This is a genomic window from Jiangella mangrovi, from assembly GCF_014204975.1.
In the GTDB taxonomy this organism is placed as follows: Bacteria; Actinomycetota; Actinomycetes; order Jiangellales; family Jiangellaceae; genus Jiangella; species Jiangella mangrovi.
The window spans coordinates 1,430,230-1,451,175 of sequence record NZ_JACHMM010000001.1; the positions used below are offsets into that span (position 1 = coordinate 1,430,230).

Here is a 20,946-nt window from a genome sequence, read left to right on the forward strand (position 1 = left end):
CAAGCCAGCGACGGGTGGACGAGCCCCGTAGGAGGTCGGGAACCATGCTGATCGTGCTCGCACTGCTGCTTCTCGCGGTGGCCGGTCTCGCGGTGTACGTGATCGCGATGGACGGAACCGGCCAGATGATGATCGACGAGCTCGGCATGAACACCGAGATCCCGATCTGGGCCGTCTTCGTGGCCGGCGCCGTGACGATGTTCGTGGTGGTGGCCGCCGTGGCCGCCTTCGGCTCGGGGATGCGTGCGGCCCGGGCCCGCCGGACGGAGATCCGCTACCTGCGCCAGCGGGTGGCCACGCAGGAGATGGCCGAGGACCGGACGGCCGACGGCCACCCGGCGACGGACGGCGTGCCCGCCGCCCGTGACACCGACGACACCGTGACCGACGACGGCCGGACCAACCGGCTGGGTCGGTGGCGCCGGCGCCACGCCGCCGACGACGAGACCCGGACCGACAAGCCGCCGGCCGAGGCCACTCACAGCTGACACGAGGGCGGGTGACCGGGCCCCGGCCGCGGAGCGATCCGCGGCCGGGGCCTCATCCCTGTGCGGCGCGGGCCTCCGCGAGCCGCGCCATCCCCAGCGGGTCCGGCGGGGCAGACGGTGTCGTTGTGAGATCTCTGCGCGATCGATGTGGCGACGCTGTCGCTGCAACGACAGTGTCCTCACACCCTCAGCGCGTGACGCCAGCCGCCCACCTCGACGCGAGCCCCGCCACCACCCCACGAGAGCCCCGTCAGCCCGGCGAGTGCGGCCGCGGCGCCGGCTGCAGGCCGGCCGGCAGCTCGTAGCCGGCCTCCCACGGAAACCGCCCGGCAGCGTCGTCCCAGATCAGCTGCAGGGCCGGAACCGGGCCCGCGGCGCCGAGGTCGTAGTAGCGCTGGGCCGACCCCAGCACGGGCGGGTGATCGCCGTCGTGGAACGGGAACAGCTGCAGCCGGTGGTCCCAGCCGGCCAGCCGCAGCGGCCGCCCGGGACCGAAGCGCTCGCCGTCGCGCACCCGCTGGCCGAACTCGTTGAGAAGCCAGGCGCTGGTCTGCAGGTCGAGGCCGTAGACCAGCAGCTCGGGATGCTCGAAGCCGAACAGGCCGACGGTGTAGGCGAACGGCGGCGACCCGGCCGCGTACTGCACGGCCCACCCGTGCCGGCGGACGGTGTCGCGCAGCCACGCGTCCTCCTGGTCCTGCCATTGCTGCAGCTGGAGTGGCGTGCACGTGCGCGACGTCATGTCGGCCTCCGGGGATGGCTCGATGGGAACGGGAGTTCGAACACTAGCCGGAGGCACTGACAATGTCGCGGCGAACGGCGGCTCACATGTCGCGGTAGCGCTTCGCTGCGGCGAGGTCGGCGCGCAGCTCGCCGGCGTCGCGGCGCGGGCCGTAGCCCGGGGTGTCGCGCTGGATGCGCCAGCCCTCGCTGAGCGGGCCGATGTCGACGGGGTCGAACCCGATGCGGTCGATGAACGTCGACACCTGCGCCTTGGCACCCTCGTCGTCGCCGGCGACGACCAGCGCGCGCCGGCCGGGCGTGCCGGCCGGGGAGCCGTCCTCGGTCAGCGCGGACGCGTAGATGTGGTTGAACGCCTTGACGACGTGCGACTTCGGCAGGTGCGCCTGCAGCAGCTCCGCCGTCGTGGTCGACTCGTCGTCGAGCTCGGGGATGTGGCCGTCGCGCTGCCAGTAGTAGTTGCCGGTGTCGATGACCGTCTTGCCGGCCAGCGGCTCGACCGGTACGTCGCCGATGGCCCGCAGCGGGATCGACACGACGACGATGTCGCCGTCGGCCGCCGCCTCCTCGGCCGTGCCCGCCCGCGCCCGGTCGCCGAGCTCGTCGACCAGGTCGACGAGCGTCTCAGGACCCCGCGAGTTGCTGACCACCACGTCGTACCCGTTCGCCACCGCGAGCCGCGCCAGCTGGCCACCGATGTTGCCGGCGCCGATGAAACCCAGAGTCGTCATGAAAGGTTGAACATCGAAGCACCGGCGAACAGTCCCGTGCACGGGTGTGAGATCGCTCCCCCGTCGTCCTCAGCCGGGCGACGGCTGCAGCCCGGCGGGCAGGTCGTAGCCGTGCTCCCACGGAAACCGCCCGCCGGCGTCGCTCCAGACGACCCGCAGCGCCGGCACCGGCCGGTCGCGCGTGGCCTGGTAGAACCGCTGCGCCGAGATGAGCACCGGAGTGTCGCCGTCGTCGCGGAACGGCACGAGCACCACCAGGTGCGGACCGCCGTCGACCCGCAGCGGCCGGTCCGAGCCGAGCTGCTCGCCCTGCCGGACCTGCTCGCCCAGCTCGTTGAGCAACGAGCTGGCGGCGTGCTGGCCGAGGCCGTACACCAGCAGCTCGGCGTGGTCGTAGCCGAACAGGCCGACGGTGTAGGCGAACGGCGGCGACCCGCCCCGCGGCCGGCCGCACCCGCACCGAGGCGGCCCCCAGCACCCGTCGCCGTCGACGTACTGCACTGCCCAGCCGTGCCGCCGGACCGTCTCTCGCATCCACGCGTCCTCCTGGTCCAGCCACTGCTGCAGCTGGACCGGGGTGTGCGTCTCGCCCATGGCCATGCCGAACCTCCCCGAAGTCACCAAGATCAAGATCAGGAGGGCGACGCTAGCCGGTCGCACCGACAACGTCGGTGCGTCACTCCTCGCCGGCGAGCGAGAGGACCCGCAGGCGCTGCCCGGCGTACCAGGTGGCGCCGACGATGACGACCGCCAGCAGCACCCCGGCGACCGCGAGCCGGACGTCGGACGAGACGAGGTCGCGCGTCGCGATCGCCTCGGTCAGCGACAGCGACCACTGCTGCACGCTCAGCGTCCGCGCACCGGGCACGAAGGAGCCGAGCAGGCCCTCCCAGATGAGCGCGTACGCCAGCCCGTACACCACGGCGTGCTTGGTGACGACGGCGAGCAGCAGGAAGATCGCGCTGTAGGCGATGGACGCCACCAGCGCCGCGACGCCGAAGCCCAGCGCGATGCGCCCGGTCGTCCCGGACATCACCAGGCCGGCGACGAACGTGGGCACGGCCGCGAACAGCACGGTGCCGGTGGCCGCGACGGCGAACTTGCTCAGGATGATCTTCGGCCTGGAGATCGGCTTCGACAGCAGGTAGACCACGGAGCCGTCGTCGATCTCGGGGCCGATGACGCCGGTGCCGACGATGAGCCCGAACAGCGGCACCAGGGCGGCCACCGCCACCGCGCCGAGGAAGTCCGCGGTGACCTGGTGGTCGACGCCGACGGTGACGCGCAGCAGGACGGCCATGGCGAGCAGCAGCACCGACATCGCCAGCAGCAGCCAGGCCCGCCGGCCCCCGAGCAACGCCCGGTAGGTCAGCCGGACAACGGTCCCGTTCATGCCTGAACCCCTAACTCTTCACCAGGTAGGAGAAGACGCTCTCGAGCGACTCGTCCGTGGGCGAGACCTCGTAGAGCCGGATGCCCGCGGCGCGGGCGACGCGTGGCAGCACCTCGGTGAACTGCAGGAACGCCACCGCTTCGACACTCAGCACAGCGCCGTCGAGCTGCACGCCGGCGGTGGAGCCGTCGGCGATGAGCGCGGACGCGAGCGCGCGGTCGTCGGAGGAGCGGATGACGTACTGGTGCGGCCGGTCGGTCATGAGCCGGCGGATCTCGCGGAAGTCGCCGGACGCGGCGTGCCGGCCGGCGACCATGACCTCGATCTGCTGGGCGAGCTGCTCGACCTCTTCGAGGATGTGCGAGCTGAACAACACGGTCCGGCCCTCGGCGCCCATGGAGCGCAGCAGGTCCATGAGGTGCATCCGCTGCCGTGGGTCCATGCCGTTGAACGGCTCGTCGAGCAGCAGGACGGCGGGGTCGTGGACGAGCGCGGAGGCCATCTTGACCCGCTGCTTCATGCCCTTGGAGTACTCGCCGACCTTGCGGGCCTGGGCGAACTCCATCTCGACGGTGGCCAGCGCGCGCTTGGCGGCGGCGCCGGGATCGGGCAGGCCGTGCAGCTCGGCGTTGGCCAGCACGAACTGCCAGCCGGTGAGGAAGTCGTAGGCCGCCTCGCGCTCGGGCACCAGCCCGACGGTGCGGTAGATCTCGGGGTTCTTCCAGACGGTGGCGCCGTCGAGGGTGACGGTGCCCGCCGACGGCGCCAGGAACCCGCCCAGCATGTTGATGAGCGTCGACTTGCCCGCGCCGTTGGGTCCGAGCAGGCCGGTGATGCCGGGACCGATGGTCATGGTGACGTCGTTGACGGCGACGACGTTGCCGTACCACCGCGAGACGGTGTCGACCGACAGGACGCTCATCAGATGGAGACCTTCCGGTAGCGCAGGTTCAGCAGGGCCCAGCAGGCACCGATGACCGCGAACGTCACCAGCACGTACACCACACCGCCGAGGTCGCCCGGCGGTGGCGCGACGGCCGAGGACGAGGCGTCGAGCACCCAGGTCTGGAAGCCGTCGACCAGCGTGATGGGCGACAGCAGCCCCAGCCAGCCGGCGAGGTCGGCGTTGCCGACCTCGTAGCGGATGATCCCCTGCAGGGCGCTGACGGCGGCGAAGCTCAGCGCGAAGAGGGTGATGATGGCGGCGACTCCGAGCCCGCGCCGTGGCGTCAGCGAGGCGATGACGAGCCCGACCCCGGCGAACACCACCGAGAACACCGCCACGCCGACCAGCGCCAGCAGCAGGTCGCCGGTCTCGCGGCCGGCCGGGAACTCGGCCAGCAGCGCGCCGACGTACATGATCAGCAGCGGCGCCGTCAGCAGCAGGAACAGCGCCGTGGCTAGCCCGCCGAACTTCGCCAGCACGTAGTCCGAGCGCTCCAGCGGCCGCGAGAAGTACAGCGGCACGGTCTTGAACCGCAGGTCGCGTGAGAGCGACACCGGCGCCTGAGCCGCCACGAAGATCGTCAGGATGCCCTGGGTGACGACGACGTAGCGTGAGTACGGCAGTGGCAGCTCGGTCATGATGCTGGACGTGACGTTGGCGATGACGGTGATGATGAACGCGGGCAGGCACATGACGCCCAGCAGCAGCATCGGCAGCACCTTCGCCCGCGCCGACCGGCCGAGGCCGTAGGCGCCGCGCAGGCTCTGCGCGAACAGCGCCCGGGTGACCTGACGGCGGCCGAGGCGCGGCCCGTCGTACTTGCGGTAGCCGATGTCGTGGATGACACCCGAAGGCGGATTGGTCATCGGGCTGCTCATGCCTGGTCCTCTCCGAAGACCTCCGAGATGTGGTGCCGGCCCTGCTCCAGCCGGATCAGCCCGACCCCCTGGGCGGCGACGGTGTCGCGGACGACGTCGTAGACCACGTCGTCGTCGAGCGGCAGCACCAGCAGCCGGCCGTCGCGCTTCACCGTCAGCCCGGCGGCCGACAGCGCGTCGGCGACGGCGTCGGAGCCGGACGACACCTCGACCACCAGCGACTGGCTTGTACGGGTGAACTCCGACGTCGACGACGACCGCAGCAGCTTGCCGCCGTCGATGACGACCACGTGGTCGGAGATGCGCTCGAGCTCGCCGAGCAGGTGCGACGTCACCAGCACCGTGATGCCGAACTCGGCCCAGATGCGCCGGATGAGCAGCAGCATCTCGTCGCGGCCGACGGGGTCCAGCCCGTTGGTCGGCTCGTCGAGCATGACGATCTCGGGGTCGTGCACGAGCGCCTGGGCCAGCTTGACCCGCTGCTTCATGCCGGTGGAGTAGCCGCCGATGGGGCGGTAGCGCTCTTCGTAGAGGCCGACGTGACGCAGGGTGTCGGCGGTCCGCTCGCGCGCGGCGTTGGCCGGCAGCCCGGACATGCGGGCCATGTGCACGACGAACTCGGTGGCGGACACGTCGCCGGGCAGGCAGTCGTGCTCGGGCATGTAGCCGACCCGTTCGCGGATCTCGGGGCCGTCCTTGGCGACGTCGAGCCCGAAGACGCGGGCGCCGCCGGAGGTCGCCGGGGACAGGCCGAGCAGGATCTTGATCAGTGTCGACTTCCCCGCGCCGTTGGCGCCGACGAGCCCGACGACGCCCGGCTCGACGTCGATGGTGAGCCGGTCGAGCGCGGTGGTCGCCGGGAACCGTTTCGTCAGGTCCTCGGTCTGGATGACTGGCACGGCTCGACGCTACCGGTGCCGTCCCGCGATGCGCGTCGGGCGGTGGTACGACACGCGATGTCATCCCGCAGTACGACCCTCCCCGAGCCGGTGGCGCGGGCGACCCTGAGCCGCGTCTCAGGGTCGGTGGGTCAGATCCGGTCGGCGGCCTTGCGGGCGGCGACCTGGACGGGGTCCCACACCGACGAGAACGGCGGCGCGTAGGCGAGGTCGGTCATGGCCAGCTCGCCCACCGTCAGCTCGGTCCACAGCGCCATGGCGCAGACGTCGATGCGCTTGGCCGAGCCGTCGCGGCCGACGATCTGCGCACCCAGCAGCCGGCCAGTCGGGCGCTCGGCGACCATCTTGACGGTGATCGGCTTCGTGCCGGGGAAGTAGCCGGACCGCGTCGTCGACTCGATGGTGACGGCGACGTGGTCGATGCCGGCGTCGACGGCGTCGCCCTCGGTCAGCCCGGTGCGAGCGAGTTCGAGGTCGCACACCTTCGTCAGCGCGGTGCCGACGATGCCGGGGAACCGGGCCGACCCGCCGCCGAGGTTGGTGCCCAGCACCTTTCCCTGCTTGTTCGCGTGCGTCCCCAGCGGCACGTGCACCCAGTCGCGGCGGACCCGGTCCCACGTCTCGACGCAGTCGCCGGCCGCCCAGACGCCGTCGGCCACCCGCTGGGTGTCGTCGGTGCGCAACCCGCCCGTGGGGCCCAGCGGCAGCCCGGCGGCGCGGGCGAGGTCGGTGGCCGGCCGCACGCCGGTGCCGAGCACGACGATGTCCGCCTCGAACGTGCCGGCGTCGGTGACCACGGCGCGCACCGCACCGCTGCCGCCGTCGCCGTCGCCTTCGGTCTCGAACGCGGTCACGCCCGCGCCGGTGACGACGTCCATCCCCATGTTCTCCATGGCGGCGTGCACCTGCGTGCCGAGGTCGGGGTCGAGGGTGTTCATGGGCTCCGGGCCACGGTCGACGACGGTGACCGCGAGGCCCCGGCGCACCATCGCCTCGGCCATCTCGAGCCCGATGTACCCGGCGCCGACGACGACCGCGCGGCGCAGCTCGCGGCCGCCGCCGAGCGCCCGCAGCACGGCGCCGCCGTCGTCGAGCGTCTGCACGCCGAAGATGCCCGGTGCCTCGGCCCCGGGGACGTCCGGGCGGACGGGGGTGGCGCCGGTGGCGATGATCAGCTGGTCGTAGCCGAGCCGCTCGGTGCGGCCCGCGGCGTGGTCGTGCACCTCGACCCAGCCGGCGCCGGTGTCGACGGCGGTCGCTTCGGTGAGCAGCCGGACGTCGATGCCGTTGGCGCGGTGCTGCTCGGGCGTGCGGGCCACCAGCGCGTCGGCCGAGGCGACGTCGCCGGCGATCCAGTACGGGATGCCGCACGCGGAGTAGGACGTCCAGTGCCCGCGGTCGACGGCGACGACGTCGAGGTCGCGGCCGGTCGACTTCGCCGTGCGCAACGCCTGCGACGCGGCACTCATGCCGCCGGCGTCGGCACCGATCACGACCACACGCTCAGCCATCGCCACCTCCGGGAACGACGTGCCGGCGGATCCAGGCGTGCATGGCGATGGCCGCCGCGGCGCCGGCGTTGATGGACCGGGTCGACCCGAACTGCGCGATCGACAGGACCGCGTCGACGTGCTCGCGCGCGGCCTCGGACAGACCGGGGCCCTCCTGCCCGAACAACAGGACGCAGGCGCGCGGGAGGGGGTAGGTCTCGAGCGGCACCGACCCGGGGAGGTTGTCGATGCCGATGACGGGCACGCCCTCGGCATGCGCCCAGGCGGCCAGGGCGGCGAGGTCGGCGTGGTGGCGGACGTGCTGGTAGCGGTCGGTGACCATGGCGCCGCGGCGGTTCCAGCGGCGGCGGCCGACGATGTGCACCTCGGCGGCGAGGAACGCGTTCGCCGTCCGCACCACCGAGCCGATGTTGAAGTCGTGCTGCCAGTTCTCGATCGCCACGTGGAACGGGTGCCGCCGCCGGTCGAGGTCGGCGACGATGGCCTCGTTGCTCCAGTAGCGGTACTGGTCGACGACGTTGCGGCGGTCGCCCTGGGCGAGCAGCTCCGGGTCGTACCGCGGGTCGTCGGGCGGCGGGCCCGGCCACGGGCCCACACCCGGCAGGTCCGGGCCGCGCTCCGGACCACTCTCCGGGTCCCGCTCCGGCCCGTCGGGCACCGGCTCCGGCCCGTCGGGCACCGCCTCCTCGCTCACGGTGCCCAACGGTAGCCGGGATCGTGCTGCTGTCAGCCCTGGGCCTTGAGCTTGTCCAGAGCGGTGGCGGCCAGCGCGTTCAGGTCGAACGTCGTGGACTCCGGGTTGCCGGCGACATAGACGCCGCGGTCGCCGTCGATCATGTAGATGACGCGGGTGGGGACGGCCGGCAGGTTCGCCGACTCCGTGACGGTCTCGACCGCGATGACCTCGTCGGCGTCGACCTCGGGCGCCTCGACCGTCGTGGTGCGGACGGTCATGTCGAGGGTCTGGCCGGCGGCCTCGCCGCTGATGGTGATCTCGCCGCAGCGGTCGTAGTAGTCCTGGACGCTCGCGACGTCGTCGGCGCTGGCGCCGGTGTAGACGGCGTTGACCAGCACGTCGGTACCGGAGGTCGCCGACATGCCGGCCGACTCCGCACCGTCCTTCTGCAGCGGGTTGCTGTCGTAGGCCTGGCAGTCGGCCGGCTCGTACGTGACGCCCTCGAGCATCTGCGCCATGCCCTCGGCGGCGCTGCTCAGCTGGGCGACGTCGAACGCGGACACGGTGGCGCCCTCGGGGAGGTCCTCGGCCGTCAGCAGCGCGCCCTGCAGGCCGGTGGCGGCCTCGCCGCCCTCCTCCTCGGCGGCGGGGTCGTCGCCCGCGGGGGTCTCGTCGGCCGCGGCGGTCTCCTCGCTCGCGGCGGTCTCGTCGGCGGCCGGGTCGTCGTCACCGCCGCACGCGGCGAGGAACAGGGTGGCGGCCACAAGCGCAGAAATTCCGAGCTTTCGCATGATGTGTCTGAATCCTTGACTGAGGGGTGTGCATAGGACATCCCCTGACATGAGCAGTCGTATCCGCTGTCACGCAGGGGAACGGCGGCAAATCTACCGACCGCCGGGCGCCCGCGTGGGCGGTGCGCCAGATTCGCCCCGGACGGACGATGCAGCGGTTCGGGCACTCCGGCCCGTCAGAGAGGCATGGGCGTGGACTTTCACGAGTACGTGGCGAGCCGGCGGCAGCCGCTGCTGCGCCTCGCGTACCTCCTGACGGGCGACACGCACCTGGCCGAGGACGTCGTCCAGACGGCATTGCTGCAGGCCTTCCGCCAATGGCGGCGAGTGAGCCGGGCCGATCAGCCCGACGCCTACGTGCGCCGGATGGTGGTCAACGCCTTCATCGACCGCAAGCGCCGGCACAGCTCGTCCGAGGCCCCGACGGCACCCGCCGACCTGCCCGCAACGCCCCAGCGCGACCACACCGACGACCACGCCGAGCGGTCGGTCATGTGGAGGTCGCTGGCCGGGTTGCCTCGGGTCCAGCGGGCGGTGCTCGTGCTGCGGTTCTACGAGGACCTCGACGACGCCCGCATCGCCGAACTGCTGGGCACCTCGCCATCGACGGTCCGGTCGAACGCCTCTCGGGCCCTGGCGACACTGCGGAAGGAGTGGACCCGTGTCTGACCCCGACGACGAGTTCGAGACCGCTTTGCGGACCGCCCTGCTCGATCGCGCCGCGCAAGCGCCGTCCGGGGACGACCTCGCCGACACTGTCACGCGCCTGGGAGTCGCCCGCCGGCGACGTCGGCGGATCGCGGGCGCCGGGGCGGTTCTGGTGGGCGGTGTGATGGCGGGTCTCGCCGCCGCCGGATCCGTCCCGTTCGCCGGCGGGCCCGACACCCCCGCTCCCGCAGAAACCCCGGAGGCGCCGGAGATCTCCATCGCCATCGACGGGCCCATCACCTGCGAGCCGGCCGGCTGGCCGGCGTTCGATCCCGCGCTGCTCACCGAGCGCCCGCCCCTCCCGCCGCACAGCCGCCTGGGCCGCGCGATGATCGGAGCTCCGCCGGAGAACGGGACGATCACGGGGCAGACCCTGGTGACAGAGGACGGCTCGACGGCGTACGTCCTCGTCTGGATGGGCGACGGCGCGATCGCGGCTCGCTACGAGTACCTGACCGAGGGCTACGGCGGGTGGTACCTCGAGTCCAGCTCGACCTGCGAGCCGGAGCTGGCGTTCGACGACGGGCTGCAACCGGCCGAGTGGGCTCTCGCCGGCCAGGAGCCGGGACCGGATTCCACCGCCATCGAGATCCGGGTGAGCAGCGCCGTGGGCTGTGCGGGCGACCTCTCGGTCGAGGGCCGGCTGGCCGACGTCGTCGTCGACGAGCGCGACGACGCCGTGCTGATCGCACCTCGGCTGCACCCGCTGCCGCCGGGGTCGTTCGCGTGCCAGCGAACCGAACCGGCATCACTCACCGTCGAGCTGACCGAGCCTCTGGGGGACCGGCAGATCCTGGACGGTCGCTGGTATCCGGCGCGGCCGCCGTCCGTCGAGCCGTAGGGCGTGGCGATTGGATCGTCGGCAGGCCGTCGTCGACCACCGCCCCACTGCGCATCAGCCAGGTCGATGTGAGATCTCTGTGCTATCTGTGTGGCGCTGCTGTCGCTGTGACAACAGTTTCCTCACCCACTCAGCGCAGTGATCTCACATCGCTGCGATGCTGTCAGCGCCCGAAAGGGCCGGAAGCCGCACCCCGCGACGGTCGGGCCGCCGAAGATCCGTCAGACACCCCTAGAGGCCGAGGTCGGCCTGGGAGTAGGCGGCCCGGTACTCGAGTCCGGCCGCCTCGATGCGCTCCTTCGACCCGGTGGCGCGATCGACGATGACGGCGACGGCGACGACCTCGGCGCCGGCCTCGCGCAGCGCCTCGACGGCGGTCAGCACGCTGCCGCCGGTGGTGGAGGTGTCCTCGACGGCGAGGACGCGGCGCCCGGTGACGTCGGGGCCCTCGATCTGCCGGCGCAGGCCGTGCTGCTTGGCGTCCTTGCGCACCACGAACGCGTCCAGTGTGCGCCCGCCGGCCGACGCGGCGTGCAGCATCGACGTGGCGACGGGGTCGGCGCCGAGGGTGAGGCCGCCGACGGCGTCGAAGGCGAGGTCGGCGGTGAGGTCGTTCATCACCCGCCCGACCAGCGGGGCCGCCGCGCCGTCGAGCGTGATGCGGCGCAGGTCGACGTAGTAGTCGGCCTCCTTGCCCGACGACAGCACGACCTTGCCGTGCACGACGGCCTTCTCGGTGATGTGGCGGCGCAACTCGTCCCAGGCACTCACGAGACACGAGCGTACGGCAGGCTGTGCACCGTGCAGCCAGGTGCCGTCGTCGTCGTGTCCGGCCCGCTCGGTCCGTGGGCCGCCGGGCGCCGCCTCGTCGAGCACGAAAGCCTCCCCTGCCCCGTCGTCGTCGCCGAGCCGGTCGCCGATCGCAAGCCGTACGCCGTCGCCTGGCTCGCCACCGCCGCCCGCGAACTGCTCGCCGCCGCTCCGCCGGCGCCGCTGCTCCTCGTCGCGCACGGCACGGCCGGCCCGCTGCTGCCCGCGCTCGCTCGCGCCCAACGAGCCGCCGGCCGTCGCGTGGGCGGCTACGTCTTCGCCGACGCCACCCTGCCGCGGACGGGGTCGCCGTCGCACCTCGACCTGCTGCGCGCGGCCGACGGCCCCGCGGCGGACGCCGTCCACACCACCTTGCACGACGGCGTCAGCTGGCCGCCGGGCGCCGCCCACCCGGGCGACCACGACTTCTGGACCGAGCGGCTGCCGCCCGCCCCGGACTGGCCCGACGCGCCGTGCGGGTACCTGCGCACCGGCGCCGACGTCCCCGGCATCGGCCCGGCGGACTTCTGGGCGCGGTCGGCGGCGGCCCGCGGCTGGCCCGCACGCACCGTGGCCGACGGCGAGGACGTGGCGGACGCGCTGGCCGGGCTGATCGCCGCGCTGCCCGGCTGAACGCGGCGGCGACCAGCGCCCGCGGATCAGCGCCGGCGCGACGCGGGGTGCCGCCGGCCGATCGCCCGCACCAGGCGGCGCGGCAGCCGGGGCAGAGCGGCGGCCGCCACCTTGTACACCGTCCCGGGAACCGAGACGGTGCGGCCGAGGTCGAGGTCGCGCAGCGCGGCGTCGACCAGCGCGTCGGCCTCGAGCCACATCCACGACGGCAGCCCGGACATGTTGATCTGCGCGCGGTCGTGGAACTCGGTGCGGACGAAGCCGGGAGCCAGCGCCATGACCCGGACGCCGGTGCCCTCGAGCTGCGGCGCCAGACCCTCGCTGAACGCCGTCACCCACGCCTTCGCGGCGCTGTAGCTGCTGCGCGGCAGCCAGCCGGCGACGGAGCTCACGTTGACGACGGCGCCGTGGCCGCGCTCGATCATGCCCGGCAGCGCCGCGTGCGTCAGCCGCAGCACCGCCCGGATCAACACGTCGACCAGGTACTCCTCGGCGGCGATGTCGTTGTCGAGGAATGACCTGCCGAGCCCGAAGCCGGCGTTGTTGACCAGCAGGTCGACCGGCCGTTCCGTGGCACGCAACCGCTTCTCGACCACCTCGGTGTCGGTGGCGAGGTCGGCCGCCAGCACCTCGGCGCCGACGCCGTAGGCCCCGCGCAGCTCGGCCGCGACGGACTCGAGCCGGGCCGCATCGCGCGAGACGAGCACGACGTCGTGGCCGCGTGCCGCGAGTGCGCGCACGAAGGCCAGCCCGATGCCCGCGGTGGGGCCGGTGACGAGAGCCGTAGCCATAGGGGGACCCTACGCCGACGATCACCATGTGAGATCGGGTGGTCGATTTGGTTACATCGCGACGATCATGGTCACACATCGGGCATTGCGGTCGATAAGGTCATGATTCGTGAACGATCTTTCCCCCACGGCTGTGGCCGACGCCGCCCGCTACTTCGACACGTGGGTGGCGTTCCGCCAGCAGTACGACCGCGTCCCCGGCATCCAGGCGGCCGTCCTGCACGAGGACAAGCTGCTGCTGTCCAGTGCACACGGCAGGGCCGACGTCGAGCAGGACACCGTGCTCACCCCGCAGCACCTGTTCCGTATCGCGTCGCACTCGAAGACGTTCACCGCCACCGCCGTCCTGCAGCTGGTCGAGCGCGACCAGCTGCGCCTCGACGACCGCGCCGGCCGCTGGCTGCCGTTCCTGCGGGGCACGGCTCTGGCCGGCGTGACGGTGCGCGAGCTGCTCGGCCACGGCGGCGGCGTCGTCCGCGACAGCGGCAACGGCGACTACTGGCAGCTCGCGCACGCGTTCCCCGACGAGGACCGGCTGCGGGCCATCCTCATCGACGACGGCGCCGGCGTGCTGCCCGCGAACGAGCGGTTCAAATACTCCAACATCGGCTACTCGATGCTCGGCATGATCGTGGCGGCCGCGGCGGACATGCCGTACGACGCGTTCGTCTGCGAGCACATCGTCGAGAAGCTCAAGCTCGAGAACACCGGCCCCGAGTACGACCCGGACCGCGCCGGCGACTACGCCACCGGCTACACCGCACTCTCCTACGCCGACCGCCGCATCCCCATCGACCACGTCGACACCGCCGCCATGGCCGCCGCCACCGGCTTCTTCAGCACCGCCGAGGACCTCGTCCACTACGTCTCGGCGCACTTCCACGGCGACAGCCGGCTGGTCTCCGACGCGTCCAAGCGGCTCATGCAGCGGGCAGAGTGGAAGGTCGAGGGCCGCGGCGGCGCCGAGTACGGCCTCGGGTTCGGCCGGTCGATGATCGGCGACCGGCTGGTCTTCGGCCACGGCGGCGGCTATCCGGGCCACCTCACCCGCACGTCGTTCGACCCCACCGGGCGGCTGGCCGTCTCGGTGCTGACCAACGCCATCGACGGGCCGGCGGTCATGCTCGCCGAGGGGCTGATCCGGCTGGTGAACCTCGCCGAGAGCGCCAGCCCGCTGCTGGAGCCGTCGCCGGTCGACCTGTCCCGGTTCACCGGGCGGTTCGCGACCATGTGGCGGGTCTTCGACGTGGTCGACCTCGCCGGGCGGCTCTACTTGCTGGACCCCACCGAGCGCGACCCGACGTCGGAGCCGGTCACGCTCGCCGTCGTCGACGACCAGACGCTGCGCATCAGCGGCGGCACCGGCTACGCGCCGGTCGGCGAGACGATCCGCTTCGAATTCACCGTCGACGGCGTCGCCCAGGTGCACGCGTTCGCCATGACGGCGCATCCGATCGACCGGGTGGCCCGGGCGGTACGCTCACGCGAGCGCATCTCGCCCGGCACGCCGCTGCTCACGAATGGTGGCGGCGACGCTCCCGCGTGATGATCTCGCAGACGGCCCACAACACGGGCAGGGCAAGGACGACGAGGGTGGAAGTCATCTCTCTCACTCAGATCGACGTCAGAGCCGCGAGTGCGGCTCGGTACGGGGCATGCCGTCGCTCCACTGGCCCGCCCACGTCGCGGCGGGGCACGGCCAGCTCTCTCCGCACTCGCGGCACGACGACGACCGATGGGGCATCCAGCGCCGGCTCGGGACGTGGTCCCGCAGCAGCCGTGAGGCGTAGGCGTCCACCTCCGCGGGCGACCAGTCGACGAGTCCGTACCCGTGCGCTCGCGCCGTGAAGCGGGCCATCTCTCCTCCGTCGTGCCGGGCCTCTGGAAGGTCCGTGCGTGCGGTCTCGCCCGCGGCCGTCCACATGAGTCGCGGACCGGGGCCTGGCAGCGCTTCGCCAAGGCTCGCATCAGCCGAAACGCTGCGCTGTAGCCCTTGGCGAAGTATCGTGCATGATCTGAGCCACCAGCGGGAACAATTTGGCTGTCACGCCCCCCACCTGTGACGCCGTCCGCGACTTTGTGACATCGCCTGGAGATGCCGTGACAGACCATGATCCGGATTCCGCGGCCGCCTTTTTCGGTGGTGAGCTGGCACGCGCGCGTCACCGTGCCGGCCTCACCCAAGAACAGTTGGCCGAAAAGCTGAACTACTCGCGCGGGGCCGTGGCTAATGTGGAAACGGCGCAGCGACCCCCGCAGCGAGAGTTCGCGGAACGCTGCGACGAGATCCTGGGTACTGACGGCCTCCTCGTCCGAGCTTGGAAGATGGTCAGCCGTGAGTCGGTGCCCGCGAAGTATCGAGGGTTCATCGAGGAGGAAGAACGGGCAAAGTCGATCCACACGTACGAGCAGACATTTCCGCCCGGACTCCTGCAGACACAGGCGTATGCACGCGAGCTCCTGGCGGGCGTCAGGATGGCCTATGACAACCACGTCGACACGCAGGTCGAAGCCCGCATGCGACGCCAAGAGATCTTGCGTCGCGATGATCCACCGAGGCTTCGAGCCGTGATCGACGAGGCCGCACTCCGCCGGATGATCGGCGGAACGGACGTCATGCGTGATCAACTCCAGCACCTGCTCAAAATGGGCGAGATGCGGCATATCACCATTCAGGTGATGCCCTTCGGGGCGGGAGCACATGCCGCACTGAACGGTCAAATGACGATCTTCGACCGCCTGAACGGGCAACCGGTGCTGTATTACGAAGGCCCCACCGGGGGTCATCTCATGACGGACAGCGGGGTCGTGGGTGACGCTGTGGACCGGATGGATGTGCTCCGGGCCCAGGCGCTGTCACCAGACGAATCGGCGGCAACGATCCGCCAAATCATGGAGGAATTATGAGCGAGGTGTCGGAGCTGGCCGGCGCCGTGTGGCGCAAGTCCAGCTACAGCAACGGCGACGGCGGGCAGTGTGTCGAGATCACGCCGCTGTCGAACGGTGGCATGGCCGTGCGCGACAGCAAGAATCCCAACGGTGGAATTCTCAAGTTCACCGCTGGTGAGTGGTCGGCATTCGTGATGGGCGCGAAGGCCGGCGAGTTCGACTGAGACCGGACGGACCTCTGACCGCCCCCGCAGCCATCGGCAGCGGGGGCGGTTCTACGATGCGGCCATGACCACCCCGGCCCAAGGACCCGCCCGCGGGTCGGTGGGCCGGCTCCGGGTCACCGCCCTCACGCCGCTGACCCCGGCCATGCTGCGCCTGACAGTGGCCGTCGAGGAACCGCATCTCGCCCCGGACCCGGCCTGTCCGAACCAGGTGCTCCGGCTCTCGCCGCCCGAGCCGGTCGCGACCGACGCCACCGCGACCGCCGTCGCGACCAGCGGGGCCCGGCCGGCCAGCCGCACCTACACGATCCGGCGCGCCGACCCGGACTCCGGGCTGATCGACATCGACGTCGCCCTGCACGGCGACGGGCTGTTCGTCCGCTGGGTCCGTGCCGCCGAGCCGGGCGACCTCATCGACTTCACCGGGCCGCGGCCGCACGCCGTCCCGTCGTTCGACACCGACGCCGTGGTCATGGCCACCGACGAGACCGGCCTGCCGGCGCTGGCCGCGCTCGCCGAGGCGGCTCCCGCGGGACTGGCCGTTCACGCCGTCGTCGAGGTGCCCGACGCCACCGAGGAGCAGCCGCTCGCGAGCGCCGCCGACCTTCGGGTCACCTGGCTGCACCGCGACGGCGCCCCGGCGGGGACGACCGGCGCCCTCGAGCGGGCGGTCCGGTCGCTCCCCTGGCCCGGCGGCGCCGTCGACGTCTGGGTGGCCGGCGAGGCGACTGAAGTGCGCGCGATCCGCCGGGTCGCCACCGCCGAGCGCGGCGTCGAGCGGCACCGGATCCACGCGTTCGGCTACTGGCGCCTCGGCCGGGCCGGCTCTCCCGCCTGACCGGCGTCAGGCCGAGCGCACGCTCAGCTTGTCGGCACCCTCGTCGAGGTCGACGGTGACGGTGTCGCCGTCGCGGATGTCGCCGGCCAGGATCGCCCGCGCGAGCTGGTCGCCGATGGCGGTCTGCACCAGGCGGCGCAGCGGCCGGGCGCCGTAGACCGGGTCGTACCCCGTCAGGGCCAGCCACTCCTTCGCGCTGTCGGTCACCCGCAGCACCAGCCGGCGGTCGGCCAGGCGCTGCGCGAGCTTCACGACCTGCAGGTCGACGATGCGGGCCAGCTCGTCGGTGCCGAGCGGCTCGAACATGACGATGTCGTCGATGCGGTTGAGGAACTCGGGCTTGAACGACGTGCGCACGACCTCCATGACGGCGTCGCGCTTGGTCTTCTCGTCCAGCGACGGGTCGGCCAGGAACACCGAGCCGAGGTTCGACGTCAGGATGAGGATGACGTTGCGGAAGTCGACCGTGCGGCCCTGGCCGTCGGTCATGCGGCCGTCGTCGAGCACCTGGAGCAGGATGTCGAAGACCTCGGGGTGCGCCTTCTCGACCTCGTCGAGCAGCACGACGGAGTACGGCCGGCGGCGGACCGCCTCGGTGAGCTGGCCGCCCTCTTCGTAGCCGACGTAACCGGGCGGGGCGCCGACCAGCCGCGCGACGCTGTGCTTCTCGCTGTACTCGCTCATGTCGATGCGGACCATGGCGCGCTCGTCGTCGAAGAGGAACTCCGCGAGCGCCTTGGCCAGCTCGGTCTTGCCGACACCCGTCGGGCCGAGGAAGACGAACGAGCCAGTGGGGCGGTCGGGGTCGGAGATGCCGGCGCGGGAGCGGCGGACGGCGTCGGACACGGCCGCCACGGCGGCGCGCTGGCCGATGACCCGGCCGCCCAGCTCGTCCTCCATGCGCAGCAGCTTCTCGGTCTCGCCCTCGAGCAGCCGGCCGGCGGGGATGCCGGTCCAGGCGGCCACGACGTCGGCGACGTCGTCGGGCCCGACCTCCTCCTTGACCATGGTGGTGGTCGCGGCCTGTGTCTCGGCGGCCTCGCTGGCCGCGGCGAGCTCCTTCTCGAGCTCGGGGATGCGGCCGTAGAGCAGCTCGCTGGCGCCGGCGAGGTCGCCCTCGCGCTGCGACCGCTCGGCCTGGCCGCGCAGCTCGTCGATCTGCTCCTTCAGGGCGCCGACGCGGTTGAGGCCGGCCTTCTCCTGCTCCCAGCGGGCCTCGAGGGCGCGCAGCTCCTCCTCGCGGTCGGCCAGCTCGGCGCGCAGCGAGGCCAGCCGCTCGCGGGAGGCGGCGTCGGACTCCTTGTCCAGCGCCAGCTCCTCCATCTTGAGGCGGTCGACCTGACGGCGCAGCGTGTCGATCTCGACCGGCGAGGAGTCGATCTCCATGCGCAGCCGCGAGGCGGCCTCGTCGACGAGGTCGATGGCCTTGTCGGGCAGCTGGCGGCCGCTGATGTAGCGGTGCGACAGGGCGGCGGCCGCGACCAGCGCGGCGTCGGCGATCTGCACCTTGTGGTGCGCCTCGTAGCGCTCGCGGAGGCCGCGCAGGATGGCGACGGTGTCCTCGACGCTGGGCTCGCCGACGTAGACCTGCTGGAAGCGCCGCTCGAGGGCGGCGTCCTTCTCGATGCGCTCGCGGTACTCGTCGAGCGTGGTGGCGCCGACCATGCGCAGCTCGCCGCGGGCCAGCATGGGCTTGAGCATGTTGCCGGCGTCCATGGCGGAGTCGCCGGTGGCGCCGGCGCCCACGACGGTGTGCAGCTCGTCGATGAACGTGACGACCTCGCCGTCGCTGGCCTTGATCTCGTCGAGGACGGCCTTGAGCCGCTCTTCGAACTCGCCGCGGTACTTGGCGCCGGCCAGCATGGCGCCGATGTCGAGCGCGACCAGCTTCTTGCCGCGCAGCGACTCGGGCACGTCGCCGGCCACGATGCGCTGGGCCAGCCCCTCGACGACGGCGGTCTTGCCGACGCCGGGCTCGCCGATGAGGACGGGGTTGTTCTTGGTGCGCCGCGACAGCACCTGCACGACGCGGCGGATCTCGGAGTCGCGCCCGATGACGGGGTCGATCTTGCCCTCGCGGGCCCGCTCGGTGAGGTCGACGCCGTACTTGTTCAGCGCGTCGTAGGTGCCCTCGGGGTCGGGGCTGGTGACGCGGGCGGAGCCGCGGACCTCGGTGAACGCCGCGCGCACCTTCTCGGCCGTGACGCCGTGCCTGGCCAGCAGGTCGCGCACCGGCGACGCCACATGCGCCAGGCCCACGACGAGGTGCTCGGTGGAGACGTACTGGTCGTCGAGCTCGCGGGCGACCTCGCCGGCGTGCGACAGGACGGAGTACGTGGTGCGGGCCAGGTTGGGCGACGCGACGGTGGACCCGGCCGCCTTGGGCAGGCCCTCGAACGCGGCGTCGACGTCGCGCCGGACGGCGGCGAGGTCGGCCCCGGAAGCCTCGAGCAGCGGCCCGGTCAGCCCACCGGACTGGATGAGGAGCGCGCGCAGCACGTGCACCGGCTCGACGGCCGGGTTGCCTGCCGTGGCGGCGCTTCGGACGGCGACGGACAGCGCCTCCTGCGCCTTGGTGGTGAGCTGGTCGTTCATCGATCTCCTCGGGTGCGTGGTCTCTTGATGGAGGCAACCGCCACAGAGTTGAGCCTATTCCACTCAACTCTGCGATTCCACCCCGGGAGGGTCGCGCATAGACCGATGGGCGATGGGGGCCGGAGGTCCCCCTGAGTCCTCGGTCCATCGGCGGGGTCGGCGGTCGAGCGCGCGTGCGTATTGCGCGACCCGACATCTGGACATAATTGCTGCGTGGGACGATGGCCCCGATGTCTGCTCACCGCCTCGCGGCCACGTTCGCCGCCGCCGCCCTCGCCGTCGCCGCCCTGTCCGGATGCTCCGCGCTCAGCGACCGGTCCGTGCCCCGCGACGACCTCCAGGACGCGGTGAAGCAGCTCATGGAGGAGCAGTCCGGCCAGGCGGTCGAGTCGGTGACCTGCGACGGCGACCTGCCCGGCGAGGTCGACGCCACGGTGCACTGCACGGCCACGGTCGACGGCGAGACCGTCGGGCTCACCGTCACCGCCACCGACGTCGACGGCAACGACGTGCGGTACGAGGTGCGCAACGACTCTGCATCGCCCACGCCGGAGCCGACCCCGTCACCGACCGGCAGCTGACGCCGTCCAGCCCGTCACATTGGCCCGCACCGCCGCCTCGAACACCGCGGCCGGGTCGCCGGCCCGCGGCGGCATGAACTCGCCCAGCTCGATCGAGACCAGGCCGTGCACGTTGGCCCAGAGCGCGGTGGCGATCGACTCCGGCGCGGGCGATTTCGGGAACCGGCCCGCGCGGACCGCCCGCCGACGTCGCCGGGGCGCAGCTCGTCGCCGAACATGACGCGTTGCCCGGGGCGCACAACACCCAGCCGGCTCATCTGGCTGGTCTGGATCGGCGCGCTGATCCTCGCCGCCCGCCACGCCACCTCCCGCACCGGCCACGGCACCGCACCCGCCACCGGCCACCCCCTCGCACCCACACCCAGCCCCTCCCAGACGACCAACACCAAGATCACCGATGATCGTTGCGTTGATCGCCTGAGAACAAGCAGTTGGCATCAGCGTCAACACGCCGATGGTGGACTCTCACGACTCCGGCCGCACGGAGCCGACGGTGATGGAACCCGCCGACCGGGCGAGGAGCCAAGTGGCCCTTCGGCGAGTGAGGACCCCGGCGGACGGGTGGTCAGTCGCGGGCGATGTAGCGGGACCGGTAGACGGCCAGGGCGGTCGGGAAGGCCGGCACCGGCAGGTAGTCGACGGGCTCCTGGGCCGCGCCGGTGATCAGCTCGAGCTGCTGGCGCAGCGCGTGCACCTCGGCCTCGAGCTGCAGGATCCGCTTGATGCCGACGAGGTTGACGCCGTCCTCCTGGGACAGCCGCTGCACCTCGCGCAGCATCTCGACCTCGCGCAGCGAGTAGCGCCGGCCGCCGCCGGGGGTGCGCCGAGGCGACACCAGCCCGAGGCGGTCGTACTGACGCAGGGTCTGCGGATGCATGCCGGCCATCTCGGCCGCCACGGAGATGACGTACAGCGGCTCGTCGTCGCTGACCAGGCGCGCGGCGCCGGACATGGCGACGATGAAGCGACCTCCGGCCTCCAT

General features: G+C 72.1%; 25 protein-coding genes. 9 read left to right on the forward strand and 16 right to left on the reverse strand.

Annotated elements, in window-relative coordinates; all coding sequences use genetic code 11:
- Positions 1–44 precede the first annotated feature (44 nt).
- A complete protein-coding gene (locus HD601_RS06630; RefSeq protein ID WP_184820391.1) occupies positions 45–488 on the forward strand; it encodes a hypothetical protein in 444 nt (147 codons plus the stop codon).
- Positions 489–738: 250 nt separating this feature from the next.
- Here the strand turns inward: HD601_RS06630 and HD601_RS06635 are convergent, their stop codons facing one another.
- The 10 genes from HD601_RS06635 to HD601_RS06680 all read right to left on the reverse strand — a co-directional run bounded on the left by HD601_RS06635 (position 739) and on the right by HD601_RS06680 (position 9,027).
- On the reverse strand, positions 739–1,230 hold the full coding sequence (locus HD601_RS06635) for a DUF4262 domain-containing protein (RefSeq protein ID WP_184820393.1): 492 nt from the start codon (positions 1,228–1,230) through the stop codon (positions 739–741).
- Between the two features lie 82 nt (positions 1,231–1,312).
- Positions 1,313–1,960 carry an NADPH-dependent F420 reductase gene (locus tag HD601_RS06640; protein WP_184820395.1) on the reverse strand — a complete coding sequence of 216 codons (648 nt, stop codon included), beginning with the start codon at positions 1,958–1,960 and terminating at the stop codon, positions 1,313–1,315.
- Positions 1,961–2,029: 69 nt separating this feature from the next.
- Complete coding sequence (locus HD601_RS06645; RefSeq protein ID WP_184820397.1) at positions 2,030–2,560, reverse strand: DUF4262 domain-containing protein; 531 nt, start codon at positions 2,558–2,560, stop codon at positions 2,030–2,032.
- A 76-nt stretch (positions 2,561–2,636) separates the two neighbouring features.
- A complete protein-coding gene (locus HD601_RS06650; protein ID WP_184820399.1) occupies positions 2,637–3,353 on the reverse strand; it encodes an ABC transporter permease in 717 nt (238 codons plus the stop codon).
- A 10-nt stretch (positions 3,354–3,363) separates the two neighbouring features.
- Positions 3,364–4,275 carry an ABC transporter ATP-binding protein gene (locus HD601_RS06655; RefSeq protein WP_184820401.1) on the reverse strand — a complete coding sequence of 304 codons (912 nt, stop codon included), beginning with the start codon at positions 4,273–4,275 and terminating at the stop codon, positions 3,364–3,366.
- The gene (locus tag HD601_RS06660; protein WP_184820403.1) at positions 4,275–5,177 is read right to left on the reverse strand and encodes an ABC transporter permease; all 903 of its coding nucleotides are present in this window, start codon (positions 5,175–5,177) and stop codon (positions 4,275–4,277) included. The genes HD601_RS06655 and HD601_RS06660 overlap by 1 nt, the downstream gene beginning before the upstream one ends.
- Positions 5,174–6,076, reverse strand: coding sequence for an ATP-binding cassette domain-containing protein (locus HD601_RS06665; protein ID WP_184820405.1), 903 nt, complete (start codon positions 6,074–6,076; stop codon positions 5,174–5,176). Before HD601_RS06665 ends, HD601_RS06660 begins: the two co-directional genes overlap by 4 nt.
- Before the next feature lie 131 nt (positions 6,077–6,207).
- On the reverse strand, positions 6,208–7,587 hold the full coding sequence (locus tag HD601_RS06670) for an FAD-dependent oxidoreductase (protein WP_184820407.1): 1,380 nt from the start codon (positions 7,585–7,587) through the stop codon (positions 6,208–6,210).
- The gene (locus tag HD601_RS06675) at positions 7,580–8,245 is read right to left on the reverse strand and encodes a TrmH family RNA methyltransferase (protein ID WP_184829538.1); all 666 of its coding nucleotides are present in this window, start codon (positions 8,243–8,245) and stop codon (positions 7,580–7,582) included. The genes HD601_RS06670 and HD601_RS06675 overlap by 8 nt, the downstream gene beginning before the upstream one ends.
- A gap of 68 nt (positions 8,246–8,313) precedes the next feature.
- On the reverse strand, positions 8,314–9,027 hold the full coding sequence (locus HD601_RS06680) for a DUF5642 family protein (protein ID WP_184820409.1): 714 nt from the start codon (positions 9,025–9,027) through the stop codon (positions 8,314–8,316).
- Positions 9,028–9,240: 213 nt separating this feature from the next.
- Between HD601_RS06680 and HD601_RS06685 the strand changes: the two genes are divergently transcribed.
- Both HD601_RS06685 and HD601_RS06690 read left to right on the forward strand, forming a co-directional pair.
- Entirely contained in the window at positions 9,241–9,723 is a 483-nt protein-coding gene (locus tag HD601_RS06685; protein ID WP_184820410.1) for a SigE family RNA polymerase sigma factor, read from the forward strand.
- Positions 9,716–10,603, forward strand: a complete 888-nt coding sequence (locus tag HD601_RS06690; protein WP_184820411.1) for a hypothetical protein — start codon at positions 9,716–9,718, stop codon at positions 10,601–10,603. The genes HD601_RS06685 and HD601_RS06690 overlap by 8 nt, the downstream gene beginning before the upstream one ends.
- Before the next feature lie 231 nt (positions 10,604–10,834).
- On the opposite strand, the gene pyrE is transcribed toward HD601_RS06690, so the two are convergent.
- Entirely contained in the window at positions 10,835–11,374 is a 540-nt protein-coding gene (pyrE, locus tag HD601_RS34625; RefSeq protein WP_184820412.1) for an orotate phosphoribosyltransferase, read from the reverse strand.
- Positions 11,375–11,404: 30 nt separating this feature from the next.
- Between pyrE and HD601_RS35480 the strand changes: the two genes are divergently transcribed.
- Positions 11,405–12,046 carry a hypothetical protein gene (locus tag HD601_RS35480; RefSeq protein ID WP_184820413.1) on the forward strand — a complete coding sequence of 214 codons (642 nt, stop codon included), beginning with the start codon at positions 11,405–11,407 and terminating at the stop codon, positions 12,044–12,046.
- Positions 12,047–12,072: 26 nt separating this feature from the next.
- Here the strand turns inward: HD601_RS35480 and HD601_RS06705 are convergent, their stop codons facing one another.
- Positions 12,073–12,837, reverse strand: a complete 765-nt coding sequence (locus tag HD601_RS06705) for an SDR family NAD(P)-dependent oxidoreductase (RefSeq protein WP_184820414.1) — start codon at positions 12,835–12,837, stop codon at positions 12,073–12,075.
- Positions 12,838–12,946: 109 nt separating this feature from the next.
- Between HD601_RS06705 and HD601_RS06710 the strand changes: the two genes are divergently transcribed.
- A complete protein-coding gene (locus HD601_RS06710; protein WP_184820415.1) occupies positions 12,947–14,383 on the forward strand; it encodes a serine hydrolase in 1,437 nt (478 codons plus the stop codon).
- A gap of 78 nt (positions 14,384–14,461) precedes the next feature.
- On the opposite strand, the gene HD601_RS06715 is transcribed toward HD601_RS06710, so the two are convergent.
- Positions 14,462–14,695: a hypothetical protein gene (locus HD601_RS06715; protein WP_184820417.1), complete on the reverse strand. Its 234-nt coding sequence runs from the start codon at positions 14,693–14,695 to the stop codon at positions 14,462–14,464.
- Positions 14,696–14,937: 242 nt separating this feature from the next.
- Between HD601_RS06715 and HD601_RS06720 the strand changes: the two genes are divergently transcribed.
- The 3 genes from HD601_RS06720 to HD601_RS06730 all read left to right on the forward strand — a co-directional run bounded on the left by HD601_RS06720 (position 14,938) and on the right by HD601_RS06730 (position 16,788).
- The gene (locus tag HD601_RS06720; protein WP_184820419.1) at positions 14,938–15,744 is read left to right on the forward strand and encodes a Scr1 family TA system antitoxin-like transcriptional regulator; all 807 of its coding nucleotides are present in this window, start codon (positions 14,938–14,940) and stop codon (positions 15,742–15,744) included.
- Positions 15,741–15,950 carry a DUF397 domain-containing protein gene (locus tag HD601_RS06725; protein ID WP_046767853.1) on the forward strand — a complete coding sequence of 70 codons (210 nt, stop codon included), beginning with the start codon at positions 15,741–15,743 and terminating at the stop codon, positions 15,948–15,950. Before HD601_RS06720 ends, HD601_RS06725 begins: the two co-directional genes overlap by 4 nt.
- Before the next feature lie 64 nt (positions 15,951–16,014).
- Positions 16,015–16,788, forward strand: a complete 774-nt coding sequence (locus HD601_RS06730) for a siderophore-interacting protein (protein ID WP_184820421.1) — start codon at positions 16,015–16,017, stop codon at positions 16,786–16,788.
- A 6-nt stretch (positions 16,789–16,794) separates the two neighbouring features.
- Here HD601_RS06730 and clpB read toward each other — a convergent pair whose 3' ends face one another.
- Entirely contained in the window at positions 16,795–19,383 is a 2,589-nt protein-coding gene (gene clpB / locus HD601_RS06735; protein WP_184820423.1) for an ATP-dependent chaperone ClpB, read from the reverse strand.
- A gap of 230 nt (positions 19,384–19,613) precedes the next feature.
- Between clpB and HD601_RS06740 the strand changes: the two genes are divergently transcribed.
- Complete coding sequence (locus tag HD601_RS06740) at positions 19,614–19,964, forward strand: DUF4333 domain-containing protein (protein WP_184820425.1); 351 nt, start codon at positions 19,614–19,616, stop codon at positions 19,962–19,964.
- Here the strand turns inward: HD601_RS06740 and HD601_RS06745 are convergent.
- Both HD601_RS06745 and HD601_RS06750 read right to left on the reverse strand, forming a co-directional pair.
- Complete coding sequence (locus HD601_RS06745; RefSeq protein WP_246400764.1) at positions 19,947–20,402, reverse strand: TetR-like C-terminal domain-containing protein; 456 nt, start codon at positions 20,400–20,402, stop codon at positions 19,947–19,949. The two genes, HD601_RS06740 and HD601_RS06745, sit on opposite strands and share 18 nt — an antisense overlap.
- A 127-nt stretch (positions 20,403–20,529) precedes the next feature.
- The gene (locus HD601_RS06750; RefSeq protein ID WP_281386262.1) at positions 20,530–20,946 is read right to left on the reverse strand and encodes a heat shock protein transcriptional repressor HspR; all 417 of its coding nucleotides are present in this window, start codon (positions 20,944–20,946) and stop codon (positions 20,530–20,532) included.